The sequence below is a fragment of the Aeropyrum camini SY1 = JCM 12091 genome (genome assembly GCF_000591035.1).
In the GTDB taxonomy this organism is placed as follows: Archaea; Thermoproteota; Thermoprotei_A; order Sulfolobales; family Acidilobaceae; genus Aeropyrum; species Aeropyrum camini.
In genome coordinates this window covers 322434-346936 of sequence record NC_022521.1, presented here as the reverse complement: position 1 = coordinate 346936, position 24503 = coordinate 322434, and the positions used below count along the sequence as shown (strand labels likewise).

Annotated in this window: 28 protein-coding genes and 4 tRNA genes; 21 read left to right on the top strand and 11 right to left on the bottom strand. The window is 54.6% G+C overall.

What is annotated here, in order from left to right; translation table 11 throughout:
• Positions 1-9: 9 nt before the first annotated feature.
• On the bottom strand, positions 10-828 hold the full coding sequence (locus ACAM_RS01950) for a SagB/ThcOx family dehydrogenase (RefSeq protein WP_022541129.1): 819 nt from the start codon (positions 826-828) through the stop codon (positions 10-12).
• Positions 829-929: 101 nt separating this feature from the next.
• Between ACAM_RS01950 and ACAM_RS01945 the strand changes: the two genes are divergently transcribed.
• A complete protein-coding gene (locus ACAM_RS01945; RefSeq protein ID WP_022541128.1) occupies positions 930-1619 on the top strand; it encodes a phosphoribosyltransferase in 690 nt (229 codons plus the stop codon).
• On the opposite strand, the gene pyk is transcribed toward ACAM_RS01945, so the two are convergent.
• Together pyk and ACAM_RS01935 are read right to left on the bottom strand one after the other, a co-directional pair.
• Positions 1616-2992, bottom strand: coding sequence for a pyruvate kinase (gene pyk, locus ACAM_RS01940; RefSeq protein WP_022541127.1), 1377 nt, complete (start codon positions 2990-2992; stop codon positions 1616-1618). The two genes, ACAM_RS01945 and pyk, sit on opposite strands and share 4 nt — an antisense overlap.
• A complete protein-coding gene (locus tag ACAM_RS01935; RefSeq protein ID WP_022541126.1) occupies positions 2989-3546 on the bottom strand; it encodes a nucleotidyltransferase in 558 nt (185 codons plus the stop codon). Before ACAM_RS01935 ends, pyk begins: the two co-directional genes overlap by 4 nt.
• 89 nt (positions 3547-3635) lie before the next feature.
• Here ACAM_RS01935 and ACAM_RS01930 point away from each other — a divergent pair.
• The 3 genes from ACAM_RS01930 to ACAM_RS01920 all read left to right on the top strand — a co-directional run bounded on the left by ACAM_RS01930 (position 3636) and on the right by ACAM_RS01920 (position 5345).
• Positions 3636-3759, top strand: a tRNA-Ser gene (locus tag ACAM_RS01930).
• Positions 3760-3766: 7 nt separating this feature from the next.
• Positions 3767-3844, top strand: a tRNA-Pro gene (locus ACAM_RS01925).
• Positions 3845-3908: 64 nt separating this feature from the next.
• Positions 3909-5345 (top strand): FAD-binding oxidoreductase, encoded by a 1437-nt coding sequence (locus tag ACAM_RS01920; protein WP_232502301.1) that lies wholly within the window; start codon positions 3909-3911, stop codon positions 5343-5345.
• Between the two features lie 126 nt (positions 5346-5471).
• On the opposite strand, the gene ACAM_RS01915 is transcribed toward ACAM_RS01920, so the two are convergent.
• Positions 5472-6977, bottom strand: coding sequence for an Nramp family divalent metal transporter (locus ACAM_RS01915; protein ID WP_148706337.1), 1506 nt, complete (start codon positions 6975-6977; stop codon positions 5472-5474).
• Between the two features lie 106 nt (positions 6978-7083).
• Between ACAM_RS01915 and ACAM_RS01910 the strand changes: the two genes are divergently transcribed.
• The 4 genes from ACAM_RS01910 to ACAM_RS01895 all read left to right on the top strand — a co-directional run bounded on the left by ACAM_RS01910 (position 7084) and on the right by ACAM_RS01895 (position 9987).
• A complete protein-coding gene (locus tag ACAM_RS01910; RefSeq protein WP_022541122.1) occupies positions 7084-8361 on the top strand; it encodes a hypothetical protein in 1278 nt (425 codons plus the stop codon).
• An 80-nt stretch (positions 8362-8441) separates the two neighbouring features.
• Complete coding sequence (locus ACAM_RS01905; RefSeq protein WP_022541121.1) at positions 8442-8753, top strand: 4Fe-4S dicluster domain-containing protein; 312 nt, start codon at positions 8442-8444, stop codon at positions 8751-8753.
• Between the two features lie 386 nt (positions 8754-9139).
• Positions 9140-9697, top strand: a complete 558-nt coding sequence (locus ACAM_RS01900; protein ID WP_022541120.1) for a DUF6036 family nucleotidyltransferase — start codon at positions 9140-9142, stop codon at positions 9695-9697.
• On the top strand, positions 9694-9987 hold the full coding sequence (locus tag ACAM_RS01895) for a hypothetical protein (RefSeq protein ID WP_022541119.1): 294 nt from the start codon (positions 9694-9696) through the stop codon (positions 9985-9987). Before ACAM_RS01900 ends, ACAM_RS01895 begins: the two co-directional genes overlap by 4 nt.
• Positions 9988-10361: 374 nt before the next feature.
• On the opposite strand, the gene ACAM_RS01890 is transcribed toward ACAM_RS01895, so the two are convergent.
• Positions 10362-10438 (bottom strand) — tRNA-Ala (locus tag ACAM_RS01890).
• A gap of 229 nt (positions 10439-10667) precedes the next feature.
• Here ACAM_RS01890 and moaA point away from each other — a divergent pair.
• Complete coding sequence (gene moaA, locus ACAM_RS01885; RefSeq protein WP_022541118.1) at positions 10668-11771, top strand: GTP 3',8-cyclase MoaA; 1104 nt, start codon at positions 10668-10670, stop codon at positions 11769-11771.
• Positions 11772-12015: 244 nt separating this feature from the next.
• Complete coding sequence (locus tag ACAM_RS01880) at positions 12016-12336, top strand: hypothetical protein (protein ID WP_022541116.1); 321 nt, start codon at positions 12016-12018, stop codon at positions 12334-12336.
• Here ACAM_RS01880 and ACAM_RS01875 read toward each other — a convergent pair.
• Together ACAM_RS01875 and ACAM_RS01870 are read right to left on the bottom strand one after the other, a co-directional pair.
• Positions 12294-12866 (bottom strand): endonuclease dU, encoded by a 573-nt coding sequence (locus ACAM_RS01875; protein ID WP_148706336.1) that lies wholly within the window; start codon positions 12864-12866, stop codon positions 12294-12296. The genes ACAM_RS01880 and ACAM_RS01875 overlap by 43 nt on opposite strands.
• Positions 12867-12915: 49 nt before the next feature.
• Positions 12916-14115, bottom strand: a complete 1200-nt coding sequence (locus ACAM_RS01870; RefSeq protein ID WP_062662497.1) for a Cdc6/Cdc18 family protein — start codon at positions 14113-14115, stop codon at positions 12916-12918.
• Positions 14116-14292: 177 nt separating this feature from the next.
• On the opposite strand from ACAM_RS01870, the gene ACAM_RS01865 reads away from it, so the two are divergent.
• The 11 genes from ACAM_RS01865 to ACAM_RS01815 all read left to right on the top strand — a co-directional run bounded on the left by ACAM_RS01865 (position 14293) and on the right by ACAM_RS01815 (position 19536).
• Positions 14293-15267: an AbrB/MazE/SpoVT family DNA-binding domain-containing protein gene (locus tag ACAM_RS01865; RefSeq protein WP_158318578.1), complete on the top strand. Its 975-nt coding sequence runs from the start codon at positions 14293-14295 to the stop codon at positions 15265-15267.
• 45 nt (positions 15268-15312) lie between these two features.
• A tRNA-Val gene (locus tag ACAM_RS01860) sits at positions 15313-15390 on the top strand.
• 102 nt (positions 15391-15492) lie between these two features.
• Positions 15493-15678, top strand: a complete 186-nt coding sequence (locus ACAM_RS01855) for an antitoxin AF2212-like protein (protein ID WP_022541112.1) — start codon at positions 15493-15495, stop codon at positions 15676-15678.
• Entirely contained in the window at positions 15653-16000 is a 348-nt protein-coding gene (locus ACAM_RS01850) for a type II toxin-antitoxin system PemK/MazF family toxin (protein ID WP_022541111.1), read from the top strand. Before ACAM_RS01855 ends, ACAM_RS01850 begins: the two co-directional genes overlap by 26 nt.
• Before the next feature lie 282 nt (positions 16001-16282).
• Positions 16283-16468: a hypothetical protein gene (locus tag ACAM_RS01845; protein ID WP_022541110.1), complete on the top strand. Its 186-nt coding sequence runs from the start codon at positions 16283-16285 to the stop codon at positions 16466-16468.
• A gap of 37 nt (positions 16469-16505) precedes the next feature.
• Positions 16506-16772 carry a type II toxin-antitoxin system RelE family toxin gene (locus ACAM_RS08545; protein ID WP_022541109.1) on the top strand — a complete coding sequence of 89 codons (267 nt, stop codon included), beginning with the start codon at positions 16506-16508 and terminating at the stop codon, positions 16770-16772.
• Positions 16773-17257: 485 nt separating this feature from the next.
• On the top strand, positions 17258-17671 hold the full coding sequence (locus tag ACAM_RS01835; RefSeq protein ID WP_082398321.1) for a PIN domain-containing protein: 414 nt from the start codon (positions 17258-17260) through the stop codon (positions 17669-17671).
• 226 nt (positions 17672-17897) lie between these two features.
• Positions 17898-18578, top strand: coding sequence for an ABC transporter ATP-binding protein (locus tag ACAM_RS01830; RefSeq protein WP_022541107.1), 681 nt, complete (start codon positions 17898-17900; stop codon positions 18576-18578).
• Positions 18579-18585: 7 nt separating this feature from the next.
• On the top strand, positions 18586-18810 hold the full coding sequence (locus tag ACAM_RS01825; protein WP_148706333.1) for a hypothetical protein: 225 nt from the start codon (positions 18586-18588) through the stop codon (positions 18808-18810).
• Positions 18807-19094 (top strand): hypothetical protein, encoded by a 288-nt coding sequence (locus tag ACAM_RS01820; RefSeq protein WP_022541105.1) that lies wholly within the window; start codon positions 18807-18809, stop codon positions 19092-19094. Before ACAM_RS01825 ends, ACAM_RS01820 begins: the two co-directional genes overlap by 4 nt.
• Complete coding sequence (locus ACAM_RS01815) at positions 19042-19536, top strand: ABC transporter permease subunit (protein ID WP_022541104.1); 495 nt, start codon at positions 19042-19044, stop codon at positions 19534-19536. The genes ACAM_RS01820 and ACAM_RS01815 overlap by 53 nt, the downstream gene beginning before the upstream one ends.
• Positions 19537-19705: 169 nt before the next feature.
• On the opposite strand, the gene cas6 is transcribed toward ACAM_RS01815, so the two are convergent.
• Genes cas6 through ACAM_RS01795 form a run of 4 tightly spaced genes read right to left on the bottom strand, consistent with a single transcriptional unit; the run spans position 19706 to position 24499 of the window.
• Positions 19706-20617, bottom strand: coding sequence for a CRISPR system precrRNA processing endoribonuclease RAMP protein Cas6 (gene cas6, locus ACAM_RS01810; protein ID WP_022541103.1), 912 nt, complete (start codon positions 20615-20617; stop codon positions 19706-19708).
• 14 nt (positions 20618-20631) lie between these two features.
• Positions 20632-21531 (bottom strand): HD domain-containing protein, encoded by a 900-nt coding sequence (locus ACAM_RS01805; protein WP_022541102.1) that lies wholly within the window; start codon positions 21529-21531, stop codon positions 20632-20634.
• A 5-nt stretch (positions 21532-21536) separates the two neighbouring features.
• The gene (gene cas3 / locus ACAM_RS01800; RefSeq protein ID WP_022541101.1) at positions 21537-23282 is read right to left on the bottom strand and encodes a CRISPR-associated helicase Cas3'; all 1746 of its coding nucleotides are present in this window, start codon (positions 23280-23282) and stop codon (positions 21537-21539) included.
• A complete protein-coding gene (locus ACAM_RS01795; protein ID WP_022541100.1) occupies positions 23279-24499 on the bottom strand; it encodes a hypothetical protein in 1221 nt (406 codons plus the stop codon). The genes cas3 and ACAM_RS01795 overlap by 4 nt, the downstream gene beginning before the upstream one ends.
• Positions 24500-24503: the final 4 nt, after the last annotated feature.

The following is a 24503-nucleotide window of genomic DNA, read 5'->3' as shown; positions in this document are numbered from 1 at the left end:
TTCTGCCTATCATCCCCTAGCTCCCACGGGGAACACCAGCATGGGCATTTCCCAGGGGCACTCGATACCGAGGAAGCTGCACATTTCCTCGTCGTAAAACGCCCCCACAGCCACTGTCGCCAGGCCTAGGGCCTCGCATACTAGGTAGAGGTTCTCCCCTGCAAAGCCTGTATCCCAGTGGACGTACCTGTAGCTGCGGTGCCCATACTTTGAGCCTGTCCTCGTGTAGACGGCTGTCAGGACGAGGGCTGCCGCAGCATCGGCAACATGATCCTGGCCTAGGCTCACATCGGCCAGCTCCCGGAGCAGCCTCCCTTCACGCAGCATCTCGAGACAGTGTCCAGCAGGGTTGTAATGGTAGAGCCCCGGCTTCAGACCCTCAACCCTCTCAACAACTAGATAGACCTCCACTGGCTGTAGCGCGCCCGCGCTTGGATAGGGCCTCTTCGGACCCCCCCACCATGCACGCCCTGTTATGCCTGCTACGTGGAATAGTAGGGTTGAAACCTCCTTTGCTGTGAGAGGCCTCTGCGAGTAGCTTCTCCTGCTCCTCCTCATGCGTATAGCCTCGAGCACGTCCACCCCCGAGGACCTGGCCGGCTCGGGCAGCCCCACGCACGGTGCGGAGCTGTAGGTCTTATAGTATCCTTCGCTTGCATAGGGTAGGGAGTCGCCGTAGTAGTCTCGGGCGAGAGTGGATAGGCTGTGGTATACTAGAGCAGGGTCTCCCCTCTCGACAGCGAGCCCGAGGCCTTTCAGGAGCCTCCTTCTAGCGGCCGACGAGAGTCTTCTGTACAGCGTGGACACAAGCCTGCACAGATCCTCCACGACACTCCACTCCCCGTAACTCCTGAGGCAAGGCCCATTGAAATCCTGTGGCACACCTATTTTAAAGCCCGGCGGTCCGGTTTCCAGGTGGTGGCCTGGAGTTGGCTAGAGTGCCTGTAAAGCTTGTGGACTGGAGCGAGATTGTCGAGTGGAGCCTGGGCCTCTCCAACTCCATCAGGGAGAGCGGGTATAAGCCAGACGTGATTATAGCTGTCTCTAGGGGGGGCTTCGTCCCCGCCCGGCTGCTCTGCGATTTCCTGGACGTGACCAACCTGCTTAGCATACAGAGCCAGCACTGGGTGGAGGCAGCCAGGATGGCTGAGAAGGCCATACTAAAGTTCCCCTACCGTGTCGACCTGGGTGGTATGAAGGCTCTCCTCGTTGACGATATAGTGGATACCGGGGATACTCTACTCCTAGCTAAAGAGTTTATAGAGAGGGAATGGAAGCCCTTGGAGCTGAGGGTTGCAGCCCTGCAGTGGATAAGCAGCGTTGCCAAGTTCAAGCCGGACTACTATTATATGGAGGTCAGGGAGTGGGCGTGGTTCCAGTACCCGTGGACGCGTCTCGAGGACACTATGCAGTTTATTACGAGGCTTTTCAGGGAGCACGAGGGTCTGAGGGGCCGGGCCGTGTCAGCCGGGGAGCTTGAGGAGGCTTTCAAGGAGTTCTATGGCATAGACCCCGGGAGCCTTGGTTTCTACTGGAGACTGGCTCTGGAGAGGCTGCTGGAGAAGGGAGTGCTCGAGAGGGTTGACGGCGGGTATAGGCTTTCTGGAGGGGGCGGCTAGAACTCTAGGTTCCTAACCCTGATAATATATATCCCCCTCTCGCTGCTCCAGGCCGCCTCAACCACGGTCTCGTCACCATGTATTATATTCTCGCTGCGGAGTTTCTCGTAGGTCCTGGCCAGGCCAGCCTCGTAGGGGTGGTCTCCAACAACAACGGGTTCAGCCCCCCAGAGGTGCCTCACGACCCTCTCAACTTCACGGCTGGGCACACCGACGTAGAACGTTTTGAGGGGTCTGAAGCTTGCGAGCCTCTCAGCGAACCTGCCAGTCTTGCTGTATACAACCAGGGGGGCGTCAAGGCTCTCGGCGAGCTCCACAAGGCCTAAGGCCAGCTTGTAGGGTGTTGACGTCGGCCTAGGCTTCTCGGGCGGGCTGGCAGCCAGCTTTCTATATGCCCTTGAGGATATCTTCGCCATCCACTGGACAGACTTGACTGGATACCTCCCTACCGCCGTCTCCCCTGTAAGCATAAGCGCGTCCGCCGTCTGAAGTACAGCCTGGTAGATGTCAACAACCTCGCTCCTTGTGGGCACAGGCTTCTCTATCATGCTTGAAAGGAATTCTGTGGCCAGAACCACCGTCTTATGCCTCCTCCTGGCCTCCATAACTATGAGCTCCTGTATCTCCGGGAGCTCCTCCAGACTGTAGTGCATGCCGAGGTCGCCCCTAGCTATTATAACGCCGTCGCTCGCCTCGGCAATCTCCCCTATCCTCCTGACCCCGCTGGGCCCCTCTATCTTGGCGAAGACTCTCGCATGCCTGAGGCCTAGCCTCCTTATGATGCTTCTAACCTTCTCAACGTGCTCGGCGCTCCGGGCGAAGCTGACGTAAACGTGGCTGACACCCTTGTCGGCGAAGAATTCGAGGGCGCTCCTGTCCCTGGCGGTGAGGGGCGGCAGGTCGGGCTCCTTACCCCTAACCACCACCCCCTTTCTAGGCCCCAGAACTCCCCCCTCTATAACTCTCGCTTTAACCTGGAACCCCTCTACCGACTCTACCTGGAGAGCTATCTTACCGTCGTCCAGCAAAACTATATCCCCCTCGTCCAGCGCTTCGAAGAACTGCTTAGAATCGACCGGTATATCCCCCTCCATGTAGCCGAGGGTTACTAGGTCACCCTTCTCCAGCTTGACTAGAGCGCTGTTACTGGTCCTAACCCTAGGGCCCTCAAGGTCTACAGCAACACCCACCCTCTTCCCCACGGCCTCCTCAGCTCTCCTCAGCGACTCCAGCATGCTGCTCCACTGATCCACGCTCCCATGGCTGGTGTTTATCCTGGCAACATCCACACCGAGGCTAAGCATCTGGGCTAGTATAGAGGCTGAGGCTGAGGAGGGGCCTACTGTAGCCACTATCTTGACAGGTCCCCTCATAGCAGGCCAGCCTCTCTAAGCCTCCTCAAGAGGACTGGGGCTTCATCACCGAAAAACTCTACAGCCTCCCGCACTAGACTGGCGCTAACCTGTAGACGACCCTTCCTCACATGCCTTCCTATCTCCTTAAGCCTCTCCATATCGCTCCCTCTACCTGCGTGGGCCTTCAAAACTATATGGTCCTCCAGGAGAACCATCTTAACCCTGACACCATCCAAAACCACCCTCTCAGCCCTCTCAAGCATAGGCTCGGGGACGTAGAAGTCGTGGACGTTGTCGAAGAACTCCAGAGGAACCTCCTCACCTCCAACCCTAGCTATGAGCCTGGGCGTCCCGAGCCACGTCTGGCCCGAGGACCATCCCAGCTCGTGGGCGACACTATAATACTCCTCCTCGAGAAGCGGGGAAGGCTCCTCACCAAACAGGTCTACATCATCCCCAAGATCCCTGCTTCCCAGGGCATGCTCCACCACGGTCCCGCCTATAATAGTAAACCTAAAACCCCTGTCAAGCAGAGCCCTCAGGGAAGAGGCAACGCCTCTCCTGGAAACCATTATCTTCACACCAAAACTAGGGAGGCAGGGCCAAGGGATTAAAACCCCAATTACATCATAGAGATTTTAAATGGGCCTCAGGCTAAGGTGCCGGGGTGGCCGAGCGGCCCAAGGCGGCGGGCTCGAGGTCGGCACAGGGGTTTCCGCGCCGCCGCACGAGAGACCCGTTGCCCCAGGAGGGGCGCGCGGGTTCGAATCCCGCCCCCGGCGCCAGCATTGTGGGGCCGTCGTCTAGCCTGGCTAGGATGCGGGGCTTGGGACCCCGTGGTCCGGGGTTCAAATCCCCGCGGCCCCACCACCGTTTAGGCTCGGCTTCCTAAGACTTATCCAGAGGGGGTCTAGATAATATTCCTACTTGGGTTATGGAGGGTGATTCTGTGTCCCGTGTTGTCGAGGAGTTGGAGAGGCTGTTAGGCCCTGAAAAGGTGATATCGGACCCGCATATAGTGAGGCTTTATTCGAGGGAGCCAAGCGGTCTTGAGGGCCGGGCTGAGGCCGTCGTATTACCCGAGTCAGCCCAGGATGTGTCTAGGCTTGTGAGGTACGCCTACCATAAGGAGATCTACATCTACCCCCAGGGCTCCTCGACTGACTTGGCTGGTGGGGCCTTCCCAGAGAGGCCTGGGGTTGTCGTATCTATGGAGAGGATGAGGCGTGTAAAGGAGGTTAGCGTCCTCGACTCTGTTGTGGTGGTGGAGCCTGGTGTCAGGCTTTGGGATCTAAACGTAGAACTCTCTAAGCACCGGTACATGTTCCCTATAGACCCGGGTAGTGTCAAGGTGGCAACCGTCGGCGGCGCTGTAAACACTGGAGCGGGAGGAATGAGGGGGGCCCGATACGGGACGATGAGAGACTGGGTTTTAGGCCTGGAGATAGTGCTGCCTGACGAGGAAGGCACTATACTTAGGGTTGGTTGTAGGACGCTCAAGTGCAGGCAGGGCTACGACCTTGCTAGGCTAATAGTTGGCAGTGAGGGGACGCTTGCGATAGTGACGGAGGCTATACTGAAGATAACTCCGATGCCCGAGAACGTAGTGGTGGTACTGGCCTTCTTCCCCACTATGAGGCAGCTGGTGGACGCTGTCATAGAGGTGAAGTCGAGGGCTATAGATACGCTTCTCATGGAGTTCATGGATGTAGACTCGGCGAGGCTTGCAGCAGAGACCCTCGGAGCGGCGATAAGGCCTGACGGCCACATGCTGCTTGTAGGAGTGCCCGTTAACAGGGAGGCCTCAGAGAGGGTTTTGGGCGAAGTGGTGTCCATAGCCAGGGCGGCAGGCGCCGCCTCCGTCTACACAGCTAGGAGTATGGAGGAGGCTGAGGAGAAGAAGCTTCTAGAGATAAGGAGGAGTCTATTCGCGACCCAGGCGCTCCTCACCCAGAAGCAGTTTAAAGGGAGGAAGGTTATGATGCTTATGGAGGACATAGCTGTCCCCCCCTCAAAGCTTCTCGATGCTGTCGAGAGGCTGAAGGAACTAGAGGCGAAGTACGGCTTCAAAACGGTTCTAGGAGGCCACATAGGCGACGGCAACCTCCACCCCACAATAAGCTATCCTGTAGACGACGAGAAGGCTAAGGAGGCCGCGCTTCAGTGGTACTACGACGTTATGAAGATGGCCATAGAACTAGGCGGCACGGTGAGTGCGGAGCACGGCATAGGGGTCCTAAAGAAGGAGGCTCTGAAGCTTGAGCTAGAGAGGGTGGGCTCCACGAAAGCCCTGGAGATCATGGCAGGCATAAAAAGGGTGTTTGACCCCAAAGGCATACTCAACCCTGGAAAGGTTGTCGGGCCCGGGTAACACTGGCTGCCTAAGTGCTATCTAGTAACATGGACCTCCGCTCGGGAAATAAAGAGGATGCAAAAAGGGGGTGGTGTTCTAAAGCCTAGCCAGCCTGGTCGGGTGGCATGGCTTCACCCGGCCTGTCTAGCCTAGCAGGCCGAACTTCTCCATCCAGCCTAAGGTTGCGAAGAAGCCCCAGTAGAGCATGGCCAAGACTAGTAGGAGGGGCACTATTGGGTGTGGCTTCATGGCGTTCCAAATCTCCTTTGGGACGCTCTTGCTGGCTACGAAGTAGATGAAGTACAGTGTTAGCGGTATCGATATTATCTGGAACAGTAGGTTAATGTTCGCTGGCAGCTGGAGGAGGAGCACCGGCTTGATGCCAGCCAGGTTTATTAGGGAAATCCATAGGCTGCTCCATATCACGAAGAGCGTTATCACGGCGAAATAGGCTGTCCTGATGTCGTTTCTGAAGATACGCCTGAACCCCTCTACGGCTACATAAGCCGAGTCTGCTATCTGCCTTGCAACACCCTCTGTGAGGCTGAGCTGTGTGCCGAAGAGGAGGACGGCAGCCACTATTAGGAAGATCCCGGATATCACTGTGGAGCCGAAGGCCTCAGCCACTATATTCGCCTGAAGCTCTATCACCTCAACCCCTCCAACCCCCTCCGTCTCTATACCCAGGTTCTTCTTGCCGGAGTAGACTAGGGCCACGAAGAATACTGCTGTCAGGAAGTTTAGAAGGAAGAATACTAGCCAGAAAACGCTCCTAACCCTCGACCACCACTCGCTGAGCCTGCTAAGATTCTCCTGGGTAGGCTCCGGCAGGTAGCCCACAATCTCGAGCTGGGTCGGCCTGCCCCGGAGGTAGCCTGGTATGCGGCCTATGTAGACACCCATCCCGTAGCCCGCATCCCTCACCCAGAAGCTATACCACATGTTGGTTGTTCCGCCGGCTCCGATAAAAGCTATTGCCGATGCTAGGGTGAAGTACGGCACCTTCTCCGGTATAGCCTCGGAGGGCCACGATGGTATGAAGGTGCCTCTTATCACGTCAGCCCACACGTCTAGGCTGCTCACGACGGCGAGGCTGACCAGCAGCATTATCCAGATTATCACCATCTTGAAGGTCAGTATGTACTCCACCCACTCCCTGACGACTCCTGCGAGCAGGGCTACAATCCAGACTATCAGGAACAGTATTATAGCCCAGAACACCGTGGCAAAACTCTCCTCGCCAGGGCCTCCTACGAGGACGTAGAGCGACCTACCGCCCGCCGCGGCCCATCCTCCGAAGCCCCACGCGAGGAACGTGAAGAGACCCCAAAGAACAGCGGCAGACACGAGGCCGTGGAGGCGCGCCATCTGCAGTACCCAGTGTTCTCCCGTCCATACTGTCCACCTTGCCATCTCAAGCGTCCATACAGTCTGGAATATGAGGGATATTAGGGCCGCCCAGAGGAGGACGGGGCCGATGTTGGCCGACATTATCGGCCAGAAGATCAGCTCCCCGCTTCCGATAGCTAAGCCTAGCGTGATTATGGCCGGGCCTATGATGAGGTTTTTGAGAGGGGGTGGCGGGGGGGCTTCGGGCTTGAAGCCTATGGGCAGTCTTCCCACTATAATAGTCTTCTCACTACTATTCAACACGCCCACCCTACGGGCCTATTATATAATAAGATAATCATATAATACATAATATAAGCGTTTTATTCTGTACAAGAGGGGATTAGGTATTAAGGGAGCCGCCCAAATGATACGTGCCCTGCTCAATAGACTTCTCCGCGGGAGAGTCATAGACCTCCCGCCGGGTAACACTATCGAGAGGCTCGAGGTCAGCGGGCTCACAATGCTGAGGGGAGAGCGGGGGAGCCGGATAAGATACAGCTTCTCCCTAGAGCTTGAGAGGCCTGCGGGCGTGCTGGCGTTCAACAGGGGACTTAGGGCCAGTATAGAGGGCGGCAGCTGGAGATATAGGAAGACCGTGGAGAAGGGTTTGGGGTGGGCTACCGTCAACACGGCATACAGGAGGGTAGGTTTCAGGGAGGCCGAGGGCATGCTGGAGGGATTTGTTGAGGACTTCACGCTGAGCATGTACGGTACGAGGGGGAACAGGGCTGTTCTAAAAGACGAGACGCTATGGCACCCAGTGCCGAGCGACAACCTGGTTGCGTGGGGCCTCAGAGGCAGGCTAGGCTTCTACAGTTACAGCGCCAGTCTAGAGGCTGGGCTGGCTCTAGTGGGGCCCGGTTATGAGGAGGACGAGGGCGTCTTTAGAGGCCGCTCTACCCACAGGTCACCCGGCCTATCCCTGGTTATAGGTAGGTTCAGGAGGATACGCCTCCCTAGGGTGGAGTTCTGGGTTAGGAGCGGAGCAGTGGCGCGTAGAGAGGCAGCCGCGGCATGGGATAACATAGAATCCCTGGCAACGGTCTTCGAGGACGCTGGAGCACCCCTAGGTGTTATTGACAGGGTAGTGGAGGTCTGGGACGAGACGGATCCCTTCGCACAGGACAATATGATTGCGCTTAGGAGCCAGGTCTTCAAGGGAGCCGCGAAGGGTGAGGGGCCGGCCCTATACGAGGTGCTGGTTACCCTGGGCTCTAGGGCTTTCGCGGACAGCGCTCCAAGAGACTTGGGCGCCTACTGGGTCTACGAGAACCTGCCCGAGGCGGCGGCGATCGCTGCATCCCTCAGCATAGGAGGACCTCTGGAGGAGGTCTTGAGGAGCAGGGCCATGCAGCTCAGGGAGTGTCTGGAAACGGGGGTCAAGGGGGGATACAGGATATTCGGGGTAGGAATGCCGAGGAGCCACAGGCAGAGGGTTATAATACGCTGCGGCGTCCCCCTAGCCTTCTACAGGCTCGCGACAGAGAACTCCCCGGAAGCTCTCTGGGATATAGTCAAATGCATAGGCGGGAAAGGAGTCTACAGTGAGGAGGACGCTGTCGAATGCGTCGTCAAGGTGCTCGGTGAGGAGGCGGGGGAAATCTTTACAGGCGAAAATAAGCCCGGCAAGAAACAAATATAGAAGATACTCTCTGGCTGGCGCGCTCGCCAAACCCGGGAGCCTGGGAGGCTGCATGTGCTGCATGTAGGGGTAGATGCCCGTTGGCCAGGGAAGGTTTAGACGGGACCCTCGAGTTCCTCAAGGTAGAGACGTCCAAGTGCATTTACTGCGGGTTCTGCGAGCCAGTGTGCCCCACCCTACCCTTCGGCAAGCACAGGGGCTACGGGCCTAGGGGCCGTGTCTTCTCAGCCCGCCTAGTAGCCCTCGACGGCAAGGCCACAGAGGGGGATCTGGAATCCCTATACTCATGCCTCCTCTGCGGGGCGTGCATGGAGGTGTGCCCAGCAAGGATAGACATTGTCTCCGTCGTTAGGGCAGCCAGAGCCCTAATCTCAGGCTTAGAAGGTGTTTAGAGGGGGAGGCCCGCTGGTGGACCAGCCGGAAAGCGAGAAGCTCTGAGGGCTGTGGTTTGAATGGAGATGTCTCAATCGACACTTGCACCGTCGTGGTTGGTGTAGAGCCGCTCTAAACCTCCTGCGAGTGATCTGCCCAGCTTCATAGAACGCTTGCGGTAGTACGCATAAGACGCGATTCAGTTAGAAGTATGCGATCTACTGGCCGTGCAGGTTGTGGGGCAGTGATGGTTATGTCGAGATACACATTAAACCATCCCCCTATACATAGGCGTAAGCTGCAGTTCTCAGCATTGACAGCAGCGTCTGGCCCTGCTACCGGAAGGAGCATGCTAACAATACGCATACAGGAACTAAACCTCATAGACTAATTAGGGGTTGCCGTAATGGTTCAGGATTCTTGCGAGGATTCCCTATCAGGGGCCGCAAACATCCATCCGACGCTGCTTCTCATCGCTAAAATTCTAAATGATCTAGGCATACGAGCCCTCCTTATAGGTGCTAGGAGCTTGATAATACATGGAATAAGGTTAGGGAGAGAGACGAAGGACTGGGACGTAACTATCGATAAACCGTTCACTACAGATTTGAGGGATGCAATAACGAGGGAGCTGAGGTCCAGAGACTTCAAGGTTCAGTGGCGTAAGTGGGGACTTCTCGTAGAGGACGATATACGTGTTGATATAAACTATGCCCCTCTGACCCTGGATAAAGAATTCGTTGAGAGAAGCAAGAAGCTCTCAGAGAACCTGCTCCTGCCAAGCCTAGAAGACATTATAGTGCTAAAGCTCATGTCGGGAGAAAAGAAAGACATAACCGACCTCAAGCGAATACTAAGCCAGGAATGGCACAAACTAGACAAAGACTATCTCTATAAGAGGGCGCGTCAGGCGGGCCTGGAGAAAGAGCTGGCCAGACTCGTCAGGAGGTTGAGTCTAAAATGAGGCGTGGACACCCCGTCAAGATGATAGAACTGGTCCCAGGCCTGGGGATACCGGAATATATGGACTTCCTACTAATCTACTGCCAGCCAATAAACCATACGAGGAAGGCAATAGAAGCTGGCCACCTCCTAAGCATAGACTATCATCCACCCTACCTGCAATTCAAATGTAACGATATAGAAAAAGTAGTAAGCGAGGCCAAGAGGCGGGGGCTACGGGTCTACAAAGCCAAGAAACACATAACAATAACAGATGGAATATACCAGGTCAGGATATATAATCATTGGTAACATCCTTAATCCGGAAACTACGATTCAAAAACGACATCTGATCAATTTAGACAACAATCAAAGGAGTCCCTACTATGTGATATTTCCGTATAATGACCGAGAATAAGTGGCTGTATAAGTTACATAGAATTCTAGCATAAAACCTGAGAGCTAGAAAGGGTTGTGTTAGCAGCCTCTCCTTCCAAATAACTTATAGACTAAAGTGAGGAAGAACGTGAACTCTATGGGCAGCTTAAGTATCCTGAAGGTTATAGCGAAGTAAATTTTTCTTGATGAAATACCGGCGAGGAACTCCGATGAATATAAAAACAAAACAATAGCAAACTAGCGTGTCCGAATTAATGCTAGGAGGGTGTTTAGAGGGGGAGGCCCGCTGGTGGACCGGCCGGGATTTGAACCCGGGGCCTCCGCCGTGCGAGGGCGGCGCTCTTCCAGGCTGAGCTACCGGCCCGCCAGCCTTAAGGAGTATTTAGGGGACGGTAGATAATAAGCCTTGCACGCCCCTAGTGCATTATCCGCTGTGTGAACTGCAAAATATTAATATATTTTAATACCTAGCCTAAGACTATAAGTTAACATTGGCATACGCCGGGCTCCATAGTGCGTTTATTTACCGGGGCCTGGGACTGGCGTCTGGTGGCGGTGGCGGGTGGTTGCCAACTGTCAGGGGTGTTTAAGGTTTGTCTCCAACACTAGCAGGTGGCCAAGAGGGGGCTGGGGTAGTCGATGCTTATGGAAGGCCCCTCAGGGACCTCCGCATAGCCATAACCCCCGAGTGCAACCTTGACTGCTTCTTCTGCCATATGGAGGGAGCAACGGAGTCCGGCCCCATGAGGCCTGGCAGCTGGAGCCCCGTGTTGAGTGTAGAGGATTACGATATAATCGGTGAGGCGGCTAGCAGGCTGGGTGTTGATAGTTTCAAGCTGACGGGCGGGGAGCCGCTTATCAGGGGTGATGTGGAGAAGATTGTTGCAGTTCTCGCCAAGTACGGTGAGGTCTCTATGACCACCAACGGGATACTCCTGCCTCTCAAGGCTTCTAGCCTCAGGAGGGCGGGCCTGGCGAGGGTTAATGTGTCTCTACACTCTATCAGCGAGGAGGTCTACGAGAAGATAACCAGGAGACGGGCGGTAAAGCTTGCCCTGAAGGGTGTGGAGGCTGCTTTGAAGGCTGGCTTGAGGGTAAAGGTAAACATGGTCCTCCTCAGGGGGCTTAACGAGGGGGAGTTCTGGAGGATACTTAGGCTGGCCGAGGACCTTGGCTTCGACCTCCAGGTTATAGAGGTCCACCCGGCTGGCAGGGGGAGGAGGGTCCTATCCAGCTTCAGGAGACCCATAGACGTTGTGGAGGAGAGGCTGTCTTCCATGGCTATGGCGGTAGAGACGGGGAGGCTCCACAACAGGAGGGTGTACAGGCTGCCCAGCGGCGTGAGAGTATACCTTGTGGACCCGGTGGAGAACCCTGTTTTCTGCATGGGCTGCTACAGGGTGAGGCTCACGTGGGACGGCAGGCTCCTCCCCTGCATCTACTGGAAGGGGCCTTACCCAAACGTGGCCGAGGCTCTGAGGAGGGGGGGCAGTAGGGGGGAAAAGGTGTGGAGGGTGATGAAGGTCCTGCTTGAGGCCAACGCCCTTAGGAGGCCCACATACCTCTTCCGCCTGGGCGACGGGCAGGAGCCCCCAAGAATCGGTAATAGGAGGGGGCTTAGGCTCGCGCTGCCCGGCAGAGCTAAGGCTGAGCGCCTCGCGTACTCCAGCCTGGAGGCACCCCTCATAGAAGGGTAGAAGGCGTTATATACTGATTTTCTGTGTTGAGCCGTGTGTTCTTCCGTCTTGCCACGGCTTGTACTCTCCCTGCCTAGCCTATATGGCTGTTTAGCTTGAGCTTTTGGGCTCGGCGGGGCTGGAGCCAGTAGGGAAACCCGCGCTGCAATAGAAGCAGGGAGATGCTGTGGGGGGAACGGCGGGTGTAATACGGGGGTTGAGACTGCATCTCCCCCGCTGCTCTAAATCCCCCAGGGTGCCCGGTATGGGTGGCATAAGGGTTGTGAGGGTTAGAGGGGGCGGTGTAGACTCTGTTCCGCCTATGCATCCCGTTGTCGAGGGTAGGGTCGGCAGGGATATAGAGTCTGTGGCGAGACACGCCAGATCCCTCGCCGCAATTATCTCCGGGTCAAGGGCGGCCTTGGACGGTATTGTCAGGGTTACGCTGGACTGGGAGGGTGCTCGCGTGGTTATGGTGGCTAGGGGCGGTGAGGTCCTCGCCATAGCTCTCTTCGAAGATGGGGACCTGGGGGTTGAAGGCAGCTACCCCCGCTTGAGGGCCTCAGAGGCCTCTGAGGCGGTGTAGTGAGCTATCCTCACCGGCTCGGGCTTCCTACCGTAGACCTGGGTTTCCACGGCGAGTCTAACGGCCTCGGGGGCCTCCATGCCCCAAGCCACTAGATAGACTGTCCCCCGGGGTGTCTCGGCCTCGACAGCACCCTCTACGAGGCTCAGAACCCTCATCCTCTCCCCCGCTAGGGGCAGGCCTGAGGACCTCAGCCCGGCTACAAGCCTCTCCATGGAAGGCCTGTAGTTGTAGACGGCTAGCACCGGGCTGCCTACAAGCCTCTCCAGGGCCGGCGGGGAGACTATGTTAAACCCCGCTATTGTCAAGCTGTCCAGTAGTACCGGCTTTCCTGCTGCACCCAGCTTCAAGACTAGACCGGCCAGCACGCTCGACGCGTCCACACCATCAACCCTAACGAGACCAAGAGCACCGTCCACTGGGGTGCGAAGCCTAGCGTCCCAGGAGATGCAGGCAACTATAGTGAAGCCCGCCTCTGGCCCCAGCTTTTCGACCCTGCCGTCATCACACCCCACGACGACCCCGGCCAAGCCACCTTGCCCCGTATGAGAGGGTCTGCGGGGCGGGGGGTTTTGCGTGTTACAGCAGCCTTGCCACGAAGGGGTCTTCCGAGAGGGCGTTCTCCACCGCTAGCCTGTCTGCGTCTAGGGAGACCTCCCTCGTCTTGCCGTAGCGTCCCCGGCTCACTACTCTGCTCTTCACGATGCCGAGCATGTCTAGCTCGCTTATTATCCCGCTTACCCTCCTCAGCGTGACGTGCTCTAGGCCTAGTGTGGAGGTGAGCTCTTTATAGCGCTCGTAGATCTCCCCGGTTGAGGCGGGCTTCCCGCCCTCCTCCAGCATCATTATGCTCAGTAGGACTAGCTTGGCGTGGAGGGGGAGGGTTCGCACCACCTCCGAGACCCTATCCCTCTCTATCTCTGCCCGCGCCGAGTAGACGTGCTCCCTCCTAACCCTATTCTCCCTCCTCCTCTCCGCAATCTCCCCGGCAACCCTCAGCAGGTCAAGCGCCCTCCTCGCATCCCCATGCTCCCTAGCCGCTAGGGCTGCGCAGAGGGGGACGACATCAGGGTCGAGCACGTCTGGGTTGAAGGCTTCAGCAGCCCTCGCGTCGAGAATGTCCCTCAGCTGGGGGGCTGTGTATGGTGGGAAGACGAGCTCCACCTCGCCGAGGCTGCTCTTAACCCTGGGCTCAAGGTTCTCTACGAAGCCGAGGCTGTTGGTTATGCCCACAAGGCTTACCCACACCCTCTCTCCTAGCTCCTGGTTTATCCTTGTTATCCTGTAGAGCAGGTCCTGCCCTCCGGGCCTCTTTGGGAGGAAGTCTATCTCGTCTAGGACTATAATGTGTATCCCCCTGAGCCGGGAGAGCCTCTTCACAAGCCTCTCATAAACCTCGCCCACGCTGAGCCCCGTGAAAGGCACCCTCACGCCTATGGCCTCGGCTATGGCTGATGCCACCCTGTAGGGCGTCTCCCTGTGCCTGGCATTGACGTAGATAGGCTTAACCATAACGCCCAGGCCGCTGGCCCTCGCCTCAAGCCTCCGCAGCACAAGCCTCGCAACAGCAGTCTTACCCGTCCCAGTGAGGCCGTATAGAAGGGCGTTGCTAGGCTTCTCACCCCTCAACGCCGGCGCCAGGACCTCGGCAAGCCTCCTGAGCTCAGCCTCCCTGTGGGGAAGCTCCTCCGGAACATAGTCGGGCAGCAGAACCCACCGCTTCCTGAATATCCTGCTCTCCAGCGCCGCCGTGAAAACCTCCTCAAGCGGGTCCGCCAGCTCCCTCCACCCCACACCATTGTTTTCCTGTGGATCCTGTAGGCGAGGGAGCCCCCGTAATACCCGGCCGCCCAAGCCTAGGCTCACCAGGCTCCAGCCATACTATAAATCTATATATACCGTCTTTACACGCAAATATTCTCGAGAGGGATTGGTCGTCTAGACGGGGTGTATTCCGTGAGTCTCAGTAGAGGGGGTGTGAGGAGGCTCCAGAAGCTCGGGTCAAGCAGCCTGGTAGTCACGCTCCCCAAAGAGTGGGTTAGGGAGATGGGTCTGAAGCAGGGTGACCCCGTCTACGTTGTCATAGAGGGCGGTAGCCTGAGGATAGTTCCGGCGGTCAACAGCGAGACCTACGCGGCCTCTAGGGTCAGGCTCACCGGGGTCGACCCCGGCGACGCCACTAGGGTGCTGTGGTGCGCCTACGTCCTTGGGCCTGAGGAGGTTGTGCTGGAGAATGTTGGCGACGACGTGTATAACATGCTCCGCGACGCCACATCAGGGTTTATAGGGGTGGACGTCGTCAGGGACGAGTATAGCGTGAGCATATCCATACTCGTAGACCCATCCAAGCTGGACCTAAGGGCTGTAATCAGGAGCGTGGCAAGTGATCTTAGAGACATTGCAGAGCTTCTGGCAGAGGCCGCCAGTGGCTCGGATGTTGAGGAGGAGGCTGAGAGGGCCAGGATAAGGCTCCAGAGGAGCATAACACTCGCCGAGAGATACCTCATGGGTGTTATAGGCTCCCACACAGGACAGCAGGATGCAAGAGCCACAGCCTCAAAACTCCTCGCAGTAAACTTCCTAGGCCTGGCAGCCTCGACGCTCCTAGACGCCGTCAAAACCCTTAGCAGGGGGGGAGGCGATGCCTCGAAGGACACTCTCGACGCTCTGACGGCGCTATCCACAGTAGCATCGGAGGCGGCGCTAAACGTGGCCAGCGAGAGCCTGAAGAGGAGCAGTGAGGTCCTCGCAAGCATAGCCAAGCTAAGGTCAAGGGTAGAAGAGCTAATATACAGCGACAAGACCAGCAAGACAGAGGCGGTAGCCCTAGCCCGGGTTTTAGAGAGCCTCCGGCACCTACACCTAGCCACAACACTCATATACTGCACGCTAAAAGTAGCCCAAAACCAGGGAGCCCAGAGAACAGCGTAAGCTATAAACCCACCACCAAGAATATAATCCAGCATATGGAGCCTGGGGCCCGTCGTCTAGCCTGGTTAGGACGCCGCCCTCACACGGCGGAGGTCCGGGGTTCAAATCCCCGCGGGCCCACCAAAAACGTATCAAACCAGCTTCTGCAATGCTACCAAGAATAGAGGTACAGCAGAGTAACTTGATTACCTTCTACCGTAGTATTAAACACGTGGTGCATTAAAGATGTCTGAGATAGAGGGTATTGTTAAAGGCGGCGTGATTATCCCACTCAAACCTTTAACGGAACTTGAGGGTAAGAAAGTCAAAATAAAGATAATAGATGTTGAGGGGATTGATGTAGAGAAGCTCTACTCATACCTTAGACTCTTAAGGGAGGGTGAAGATGCTGAAGAACTCTTCGAAGTATAAACAAGGAGACATTGTAGTCCTAGAGCTCCCGTTCACAGACTTGCTAGGCTCTAAACTAAGGCCTGTCTTAGTATTGAATGCGATAGACTTGGGAGACGATATGATAGTGGCAAAGATAACCAGCTCTCCAGGCCTGCATAGAATACCGATAACGCAATCAGACTTATCTATTGGCCGATTAAAGAAGGAGACAAGCTATATAGACTGTTCAAGCATTTTTACAGTGGAGAAGAAATTAGTTGTGAAGGTCGTCGGTAGGCTTACTGACGAGTCTCTACTAAAGGTTAAGAAGGAATTAAGTAGTATTTTTGGCTTAAAGTAATAAATCCTCTAACTACTGGGGATTAGAGCACGCTATTTTGCAATCATGCATATTGCATTGTTGTTAATATCAACACAGATATCCATATTGCTATTATGTTTGGATTACATGCATATTAGTGATATGCTTTTATGCATATCTTTGTGTTCTCACAGGGCGGAGGCCAGAGGGGTTCAAATCCCCCCGGGCCCACCAAGCCTAACTCTAAATAATCTTAAAGGTTGTTAAATAGCTAAGGGCTTTTAGGCTACAGCTCGCTTTAAATGATATGGGAGCCGGAAAATGTCTAGCTCAGAGATCCTTTCAGAAATCAGGGAGATAAAAGAGAGGCTCGCTAAATTAGAGTCTATGCTGCGTTTCATTATAGAGAGGAATATACAAGAGGTAGAACCTCTTCCAGATGAAATTGAGGCTATAGAGTCAAAAGATGAATTAATAGACATCAAAGAAATAAAAGAAAACTTATGAAAACTTATAGAGGAATCATAGAAGGGGATAATTTATCATGAATACTTTTAATATAAAAGTAAAACGCCGAGCTTTCAGGGCCTTAGAGCGCCTCCCCAGGGATTATAGACTTAGAGTATTAGAAGTTCTTGACGAACTATCCATTAACCCAATTCCGTTTAGAGAATATGATTTAAAGAAGCTCAAAGGATACGAAGATACATTTAGAATTCGCATAGGGGACATACGTATTGTTTACACTATAGATTGGGACGCTAGGAATATTACAGTACATTACGTAGGACATAGAGAACGTGCATATTAATAGAGAACTCGTTTCATGCATATTTTATGATGAGTGATATCTTTCTTGATATCGTTTATGTTATTCTTCTTGGATTACATTTATTTTGGTAATATGAGCTATTGCATATAATGTCGTTCTTGCAAGACGGAGGACGTGGGGGTTCAAATCCCCGCGGGCCCACCAAGCTGGATATTCTTCCCATAGCTTAGGTATCTAGTTTCTGAGTATATGAAGAGGCGTATCATATTAGAAGCTTGGGATGAGAGATTGTCGGAGACTATTAAGATGAAGAAGAGTATCTACGATATTCTAGTTAGATTGCTAAGCAACAGGGCGTATCCATACCAGAGAAGGTACTGGAAGAGATAATTCTGGAGAAAGCTGGTATCCCTAAAGACATGTTTGGCGTCGACAAAGGCAAGATTAAGCCTTACACGGAGAAGGACAGAATGGAGGATAGAGGCTAGTTAACTTGCCTGTATATGATACATACGCTTAGTTAGATTGAATATTTCAGAGGCAGCGAGAAGGGCGCTATAGTGAAGCAGCTTCTAGATACTCAAGAAGGACATACTCCGTCAATAGTCCTAGCCGAAATAGCTAGAAAGTATAGAAGAGAAGGCTTCGATACAGACGAGATTCTCATAAGACTATTATTTATTGAAAGTAAGACAGGAATAGTGTCTATTGATGTAAAGGTATCCTTGAAAGCTTCCGAAGTATATTTGGAATTACTAGAGCTATCTAAAAAGTGGAAGCTAAGAACACCTAGCCTAGCTGATGCAATAGTGTATTCTATCGCGATACTAAAGCAGGATAAACTAGTCACTGGAGACAAATTATTTAGAGATATAGAAAATGTTAATTTATATTGGAGATTAGAAATAGATGCCGCGTGTTCCTCATATAATATTTAGCTGGACTTACTAGGCCCTGTATATCTGATGTATTAATGATATTGTATTAATGATATCAACAATTGATATCTTTGCTGCTATGAAGTATTGCCCATCTTCTTGTTCTCACTAGGTGGAATCCTATAAACTAATGCAGGATACGCCTATATTATTATTCTTGCAGTTTCCATTTAGGGGTTTGGAGCTGGTTTTCCGGGTTTGGAGGCTTTTGGTTGGGTGTTTTCAGGTGGAGTCTGTTATTGAGGTTGAGAGGCTTGTTAAGAGGTATGGCTCTGTTGAGGCTTTGAGGGATGTTTCCTTCAGCGTGCTATCCGGGGAGGTTTTCGGCTATCTTGGGCCAAATGGGGCTGGGAAGACGACGACTATAAGGATTATAATGGGGCTTTCCAGGCCTACTAGCGGTTCTGCTAGGGTTTTCGGTGTGGAGCTTTACAAGCCTGGGGGGAGCGGTGTGAGAAGTAGGGTAGGCTATGTGCCCGGCGTGTTTGAGTTCTACGGTGGGGTGTCGGGCGGTAGGATACTGGATTACTGGTGCCAGCTAGCCGGGGGTTGTAGCCGGGGTGTTGTGAGGGAGCTTCTGGAGGCTTTCCCGCTGCCGCTGGAGAGTGCTGTGGGCACATACTCTAGGGGTATGAAGCAGATGCTTGCACTGGTTATGGCGTTCTCCCACGAGCCCGATCTGGTGGTCATGGATGAGCCTACTACGGGTCTCGATCCCCTAGCCCGGGGTAGGGTTCTGGATTTTGTGAGGAGTAAGGCTCGGGAGGGTGTAACCGTGTTCTTCTCCTCCCACGTGCTGAGCGAGGTTCAGAGGGTGGCTGATAGGGTGGGCCTGCTACGGAGTGGCGTGTTAGTGGCTCTTGAGGATGTCTCCTCCCTCCTCAGGAAATCGGGGAAGGTTGTATAAGGCTAGGGTGTCCGAGAATCTGTCTCCCGAAAGGCTGGCGGTTGACGGTGTTAGAGTTGTTAGGAGCAATGGTGAGGTGGAGCTGGTTGTCTCCTCTGGTAAGGCTCTCGAGAGCGTCCTAAGGATGCTGCTGGACGCTGGCCTCGAGGATTTGGAGGTTCGCGACGCCACCCTTGGGGAGGTTTTCATGCATTTCTACGAGAGGACCTCAGGCCCGGGTGGTAAAGGTTGATACCGTCTGTAGTGGCGTTTGAGGCTAGGCTCCGGCTGAGGGGGCTCATAATCCTCTCGATGGCTATCGCGGTCCTGGTTGTGCTGACTGTTTGGTCGTGGAAGCCTATCGGGGAGGACATTGAGACCCTTCAAGAGCTGTTGGCGCAGTTTCCCGAGGAGTTCATTAAGTTCTTCGCGAAAGGAGGGGTATACACGCTCAACTTCGACACCTACTATATAATGAACTTCCATGGCTTCTTCTACACTTGTACTAGGAGGCTACATAGCCTACTCCTCGGCTAACGCTATATCGGGCGAGGTGCAGGGGAGGACGTTTTGGATACTTCTCTCATCCCCCTATAGGAGGGGGCTCGTCCTCATCTCCAAATACCTGGTGGCGGTTGCTGCAGCCTCCTCGGCCTCCGCCTCGACACTAGCGGCCTTAGCCCTATCCGCAAGGGTGTACGGTGTTGAGGTCGATCTTGCAAGATACTTGATCCTCTACACGGCGGGCACTGTTTACCTCGCTTCCGTGGCCTCCCTGGGAATCCTATTAGGGGCTGTGACTCTCTCGCCAAGGGCCCCCTGGACCGCCGCAGGGATGGTTATTGCCATGTACTTCGTGGACACACTAACCCTCGACACAAGGCTAGAGCGCCTAGGAGCCATAGCCCTAACGAGGTACCACGACGCCCTGGGTATAGTACTTGGGGGGGAGTGCCAGGCCACGACCTGGCGGTGCTAGCTTTATCCGCGCTCGCCGTGCTGTTGACAGCCGTCGCCATATTCGAAAGGAGGGACATCAACATATAGTGCTAGACGAGTGGGGAGAGGGTGCTTGAATATACTAAACACCTAATACACTAAAGACGCTGCCAGAGGGGTGGTTAAACGAGCCTCTTGCTAAACGCTGGTTAAATGTATTCAACCCTTATCTCTCCGAATCCTATGCTCCTGCTTTTGCCTATGCCCATGTAGGAGGCAAAGTCTAAGAGTCTTGAGAAGTCATACTTGATACCGTCGTTTAGAGGCTCGTAGACAACGTAGCCTCTGACACCTCTAACCTTCCGGAGTTTGTCTCCATCCTCTCTACCATACACCACGGTCTCCGGCCTCAGCCAAAAGTCAACCTCAGCCACCATTATGTCGGCTAGCCTTCCAACCGCGTAGGGTATATGGTGTCCCCTGGGGTTCGACGCCGAGGCTAGTGCCACCCACACTCTCGCGGCCTGCGCAGCTATGTAGCCCGGGCTGGGAAGCAGCCTGTAGGCCTCCCTAGTCCTGGACAACAGCTTTTCTAGGAGGCGGGTGCTGGAGAGGGGCGGCGCCATAATCTTGGTGGTTATAGTTACTGGTGTGACGAACTCGATCTTCACTCTGCTGTAATCGCCTTTCCCAAGGGAGTCTAGCCTTCTAAAAGTCGCCTGCTCCGTTTCAACGTGGAATGCTGTATAGTCGATGTCAACGTCCTCGTTGCAGAGGGGAGGCGTGGCCAGGCTCTCTCTTGTGTAAAACGCGAGATATCCGAACAGTATATGCCCCCGTTTAACGATGAAGGGCCTATCATTTCCCTTCCTCTCAACCCTGTACATGGGCTTCATAGACGAGGTCCTCAGAACCCTTATGCTAACCGGCTTGTAGCTCGGCGCCGACTCGTATAGGGTCCAAACAGTCTCGAGGCACCTAGCCTTGGCGGCGATGCTCTTGAGGGTTCTAGAAGTGAAGGGGGGTAGTATACCGTCTTTAAGGACTGTAAGCCTCAGGACTACCAGTGCCACAGCCCCCTCGCCGTGGAGAGATTTGAACAGGGTTTTCCGAGAAGGCATGCGGCGTCACCCAACTATACTGATATACACTTCCCGACTAGGTCTTGTAAGGAGGCTTCAATAGACTGCCCCATAAACTCCGGATCCTCTCTAACAGCTTTCTCGAGTGCTTCACGAGCATTGAGCTCCCTTATCCAGCTTGCAGCATAGGCTTTAGCAGGCCTGTCCTCCTCACCCCGTTCTCTCCAGGCCACTAGTATGTCGCTAACTATGAGTGCCCCTGCTACAGCCTGCACCGCCGCGAGCAGCATAGCCTCGTTCACGGTGCTTATTCCAATTGCCCTAGCCTGCTTTATAATTCCCTCTGTCGTTGTGTAATATAGATGACTTCTCACAGCCTCAACACCCTTCGACCCGGCCTCTGCCGCCCTTATAAAGCCTTCTCTGGCTAGTTTCTCCAGCGTGCTTACCAGAACAGACGAGGGCGCCAGGTCTGGCGATAGTTTAGAAGAAGCTTCCACAATAGTTTTGACCGCTTTGCTACCTCCTCTCGCCACGTCATCAGGGTGCCTGCCCTTCATAGCCGTGTGGTGCCTGGCTAACGCCGATGCGGCTACGCGGGCCACGGTCGTGCAGCCTAAACTAGATTCTATGGAGATTTCTTCAAACCCCTTTAGTAGGGTTAGTGCTGAAACATGCTCGTGCATCGCGAAGCTAGCCTTCCCCCTTCCAGCCCATACCCTGTAGAGATTGGAGGACTTTCCTACATCGTGGAAAACCGCGGCAAGTAAGGCTGCCTGGAGGAGGGGCTTCTCTAGGCTCGTAAATGCTTCTAGCGACCTCGCTGTTGGGGTGAGGGCCGATAGTCTTTGTTCGAAGAGATGCTTCAGGATAAATGCTACCCTAAGGTTGTGGAGGTCGAGGGGGTGGCAGCGTCCTACTTTATCTATGAAGGAGCAGGGCCACTTGTCCAAGGCTGCTACACCCCGAGCCCTAACCCCCTCTTGTACACCCCCTTCTTCGCCTTGAGAGCCCATGATACTCGGGATCCAATCTCCCTGTCTCGGGCAGCACGGTGGAGGTCGCGGTAGAGGGCTGATAGAAGCCTCCTACAGCCCGTCCATCTCCCCATGGATTTCCACAGTCTCCATAGGTTCTCAGCTCGTGATTCAGCTAGCACCGAGCCCGACTCTGGGTCGATAAGGACTAGTGTCGGTGCTCTGCCATGGGTCTCAAGCACGGACTCTGCATTGCGAAGGGCCCAGTAAAGGTCTACAGTGACACTGTCCCTGTTGTCAACGAGAACCTCCACCATAACGCCTGTTCTGAGGAGGCTACACAACTCGGTGTTGTCTAGAACGCTAAGGAGGGCTGAGGGTCTGCCGTCGCTACTCAAGTAGGCTGCAAAGAGGTTTTCGTATATTCTTCTGCCCTTTGCTATGTACGTAGTGTGTGTGGTGTTAGCCTCGGATCTGATTAATAGCGAGATGTAGCTGCTTTCCCCGCATGGGTACCTCCAGTCTATATTGCCAGACATGGATTTAACGGCGTCTAGACTCGCTCTCACGGCCTCTGTACTGTAGATTGTGGCGTCACCCTCTCCTCCAACTATTACCACTTTCCCGCCATTCTCCATACACGATCCTAGGGCTCTACCCCTCCTACAGGCCCTTCCAGCCCTCTGAACAAGATTTTCCGCAGGAGCCACCTCGGTGTAGACGGCAGTGCTGTTAACGTCAACACCTGCCTCCACAAGCGGCGTGGCCACAACTATATGGCCTTCTCCATCAAATCCTAGGGAGTCCTCTGCGGAAGCCCGGTCACCTGCTGAGAGCCTTCCGTGTATAAGCGTTATTCTCATCCCTTCACCCACGGTCCGTTCCACAAGTTCTTTATAGATCTCCACTGCGCGTGAGACAGTGTTTAGGACAACTAGGACTTTGCCCTTCCTGGCGTCGCTGATTATTTCGTTAAACACTCGGCCAGTCCACTCCTCCCTGTATAGTGTTGTCCAGTGTATACGCGATGCCCCGTCTAGCCATTCCCGATCGTCCACCCCTCTATACTCTAGACCATCATTTTCCAGGTTTAGGGAACGCGCTATGCACGGTAGAGTATAAACCCTGGGCTCCATGCCCTGCCTCTCCACGAGCCGGGCGATACCGTTTAGTATGCTCCGGGGCATTGTGGCCGTCTCTATAACCAGCGGCGTCTTAGCCGCCGCCAGTAGCCTAACGGCGGCTTTTACACTCTCGACAACCAGTCCCTGGTCACCGGTTTCCCCAAGGAATATGTGTGCCTCGTCGAAAACGTTTACTGATGTGAAGATCGATGCCGCAGCCGGGTAGTAATGCCCTTCCGACAGTCCCCTCTCTATCGACGCCGCCTCCACAACGGGTATTCTGTAGAGGGTCCACAGGTAGCTGTCCAGAGAGACTGCTACCAGGGTTTTAAGGAGATAAGGGCTCTTCCGGTCTGGCTCCAAGCTAGCGGGGCTGTGGAACTGGTAGCCGCCGCCGCGTGCCTTGAACGCTGCCTCGTATATCTTTCTAACCAGGCTCCTGAGAGGGGCTATGTGTATAAGCCCTCCAGCAAGCCCCTCTTTAACAGCCCTTTCCGCCATCTCCGGGCTGGCCATAGTCTTGCCGTAGCCGGTGGGGGCCACAACAATGGGTGCAACTCCTTCCGCCAATCCCCTGTAAGCCTCGGCCATTAATGGCCTCAAACGGCCTCCACCCTAACGCACCTCGACTTCATTCTGGAGAGGTCTCTCTCTAGGGCTGTTGCCAGTTTTACGGCCGGTTCTCTAATGCTTGGGGGTAGTGGGCTGCTTGCTGTTGTGGCGTTGGCAAGGCCTACGAGCAGCCTGGCACAGTCTAGTGCAAAGCTTGTGGTACAGGGTTCTGATGCTTGTAGGAAGAGGGTTTCGATGCAGGTTCTCGCAACGTTTATATGGCTACCTGCCTGTTCACCTCTACCTCCCGCCTTCTCAACGGCTAGCCTGTAGAGCATGTACACAGTAGTCTTGCTATAGGCCTTGTAGTAGAGGTCGCTTATGCTAAGCCCTGATCTAACCATGGGCCTCCTCCCGGCGGCCACGGTATATATCCTCGCGTCGGACGCTGGCATGCCGCCTAGATTCCTGGCCACTTCTCCCGCCTCGTGTAGGAGGGTGGCCATGGCTAGGGAGAACGATAGTTCCAGGCTGGCTCCAGTGTTTGACACTATTCTTGAAGCTCTGGCCGCTATATTACCTCTGAGCCCGTTTAGGGAGAGGATCTCGCGTAGAATCTTATATCTCTCACTTACAGACCCGGGTATAAGGAACACCTCGGCGTAATCCTGGCCTCTGCTGGAGAAGTTATGTCTACCGAGGAAGGCAAGAGCTCCTCCCAGAAGTATGCTTCCTAGGACGTCCTTGTCGATGGTGAGCCTCTTAGCCTCGAGTGAGGTGCCCGGGGCTCTAAGTTTTGAGAATACTGTCGCTTTTGCTAGCATCGGCAGCTGGTACCCCCCTCCCCCCAGGGGGCCTCCCCTCCTTAGGACTTTAACAGCATAGCTTATGGCCGCCTGAGTCCAGCCCAGTGTTTCTCCTCCTTTTCTAGTTCTAGCCATACACTCGTCTAGCCCGGCGGAGGCCAGTATTTTTGAGTCGCTTGTTCCTGATGTATAGAGTTTGGGGCCGGGGTGCAGGTTGCAACAGTCTATGCCCTCCAGCCTCCTGCATTCAACTTGCCTATCATGCATGGCTAGGCTTGAGGCTATGGCTTCTACTGATGTCGCCACGGCCTCCAGGAACTCGTCACGATATATCTCGGCGTAGCCTCTTTCATAGTATACTACAGTCCTGGCAGGGTCTGCCATGCTTAGGAACGCGTACTGCAGGTTTCGTCCCAGCATGCTCTCCGGCAGCAGGGGAATTCTTATCGTCGCTTGGGCCATACGC

Coding starts and splice junctions, on each gene's coding strand:
- pyk (WP_022541127.1), bottom strand. CDS start 2,992: ATGAGGGGACCTGTCAAGATAGTGGCTACAGTAGGCCCCTCCTCAGCC.
- ACAM_RS01935 (WP_022541126.1), bottom strand. CDS start 3,546: ATGGTTTCCAGGAGAGGCGTTGCCTCTTCCCTGAGGGCTCTGCTTGAC.
- ACAM_RS01920 (WP_232502301.1), top strand. CDS start 3,909: ATGGAGGGTGATTCTGTGTCCCGTGTTGTCGAGGAGTTGGAGAGGCTG.
- ACAM_RS01910 (WP_022541122.1), top strand. CDS start 7,084: ATGATACGTGCCCTGCTCAATAGACTTCTCCGCGGGAGAGTCATAGAC.
- ACAM_RS01900 (WP_022541120.1), top strand. CDS start 9,140: ATGGTTCAGGATTCTTGCGAGGATTCCCTATCAGGGGCCGCAAACATC.
- ACAM_RS01895 (WP_022541119.1), top strand. CDS start 9,694: ATGAGGCGTGGACACCCCGTCAAGATGATAGAACTGGTCCCAGGCCTG.
- ACAM_RS01880 (WP_022541116.1), top strand. CDS start 12,016: ATGGGTGGCATAAGGGTTGTGAGGGTTAGAGGGGGCGGTGTAGACTCT.
- ACAM_RS01855 (WP_022541112.1), top strand. CDS start 15,493: ATGTCTGAGATAGAGGGTATTGTTAAAGGCGGCGTGATTATCCCACTC.
- ACAM_RS01850 (WP_022541111.1), top strand. CDS start 15,653: ATGCTGAAGAACTCTTCGAAGTATAAACAAGGAGACATTGTAGTCCTA.
- ACAM_RS01845 (WP_022541110.1), top strand. CDS start 16,283: ATGTCTAGCTCAGAGATCCTTTCAGAAATCAGGGAGATAAAAGAGAGG.
- ACAM_RS08545 (WP_022541109.1), top strand. CDS start 16,506: ATGAATACTTTTAATATAAAAGTAAAACGCCGAGCTTTCAGGGCCTTA.
- ACAM_RS01815 (WP_022541104.1), top strand. CDS start 19,042: ATGGCTTCTTCTACACTTGTACTAGGAGGCTACATAGCCTACTCCTCG.
- cas6 (WP_022541103.1), bottom strand. CDS start 20,617: ATGCCTTCTCGGAAAACCCTGTTCAAATCTCTCCACGGCGAGGGGGCT.
- ACAM_RS01795 (WP_022541100.1), bottom strand. CDS start 24,499: ATGGCCCAAGCGACGATAAGAATTCCCCTGCTGCCGGAGAGCATGCTG.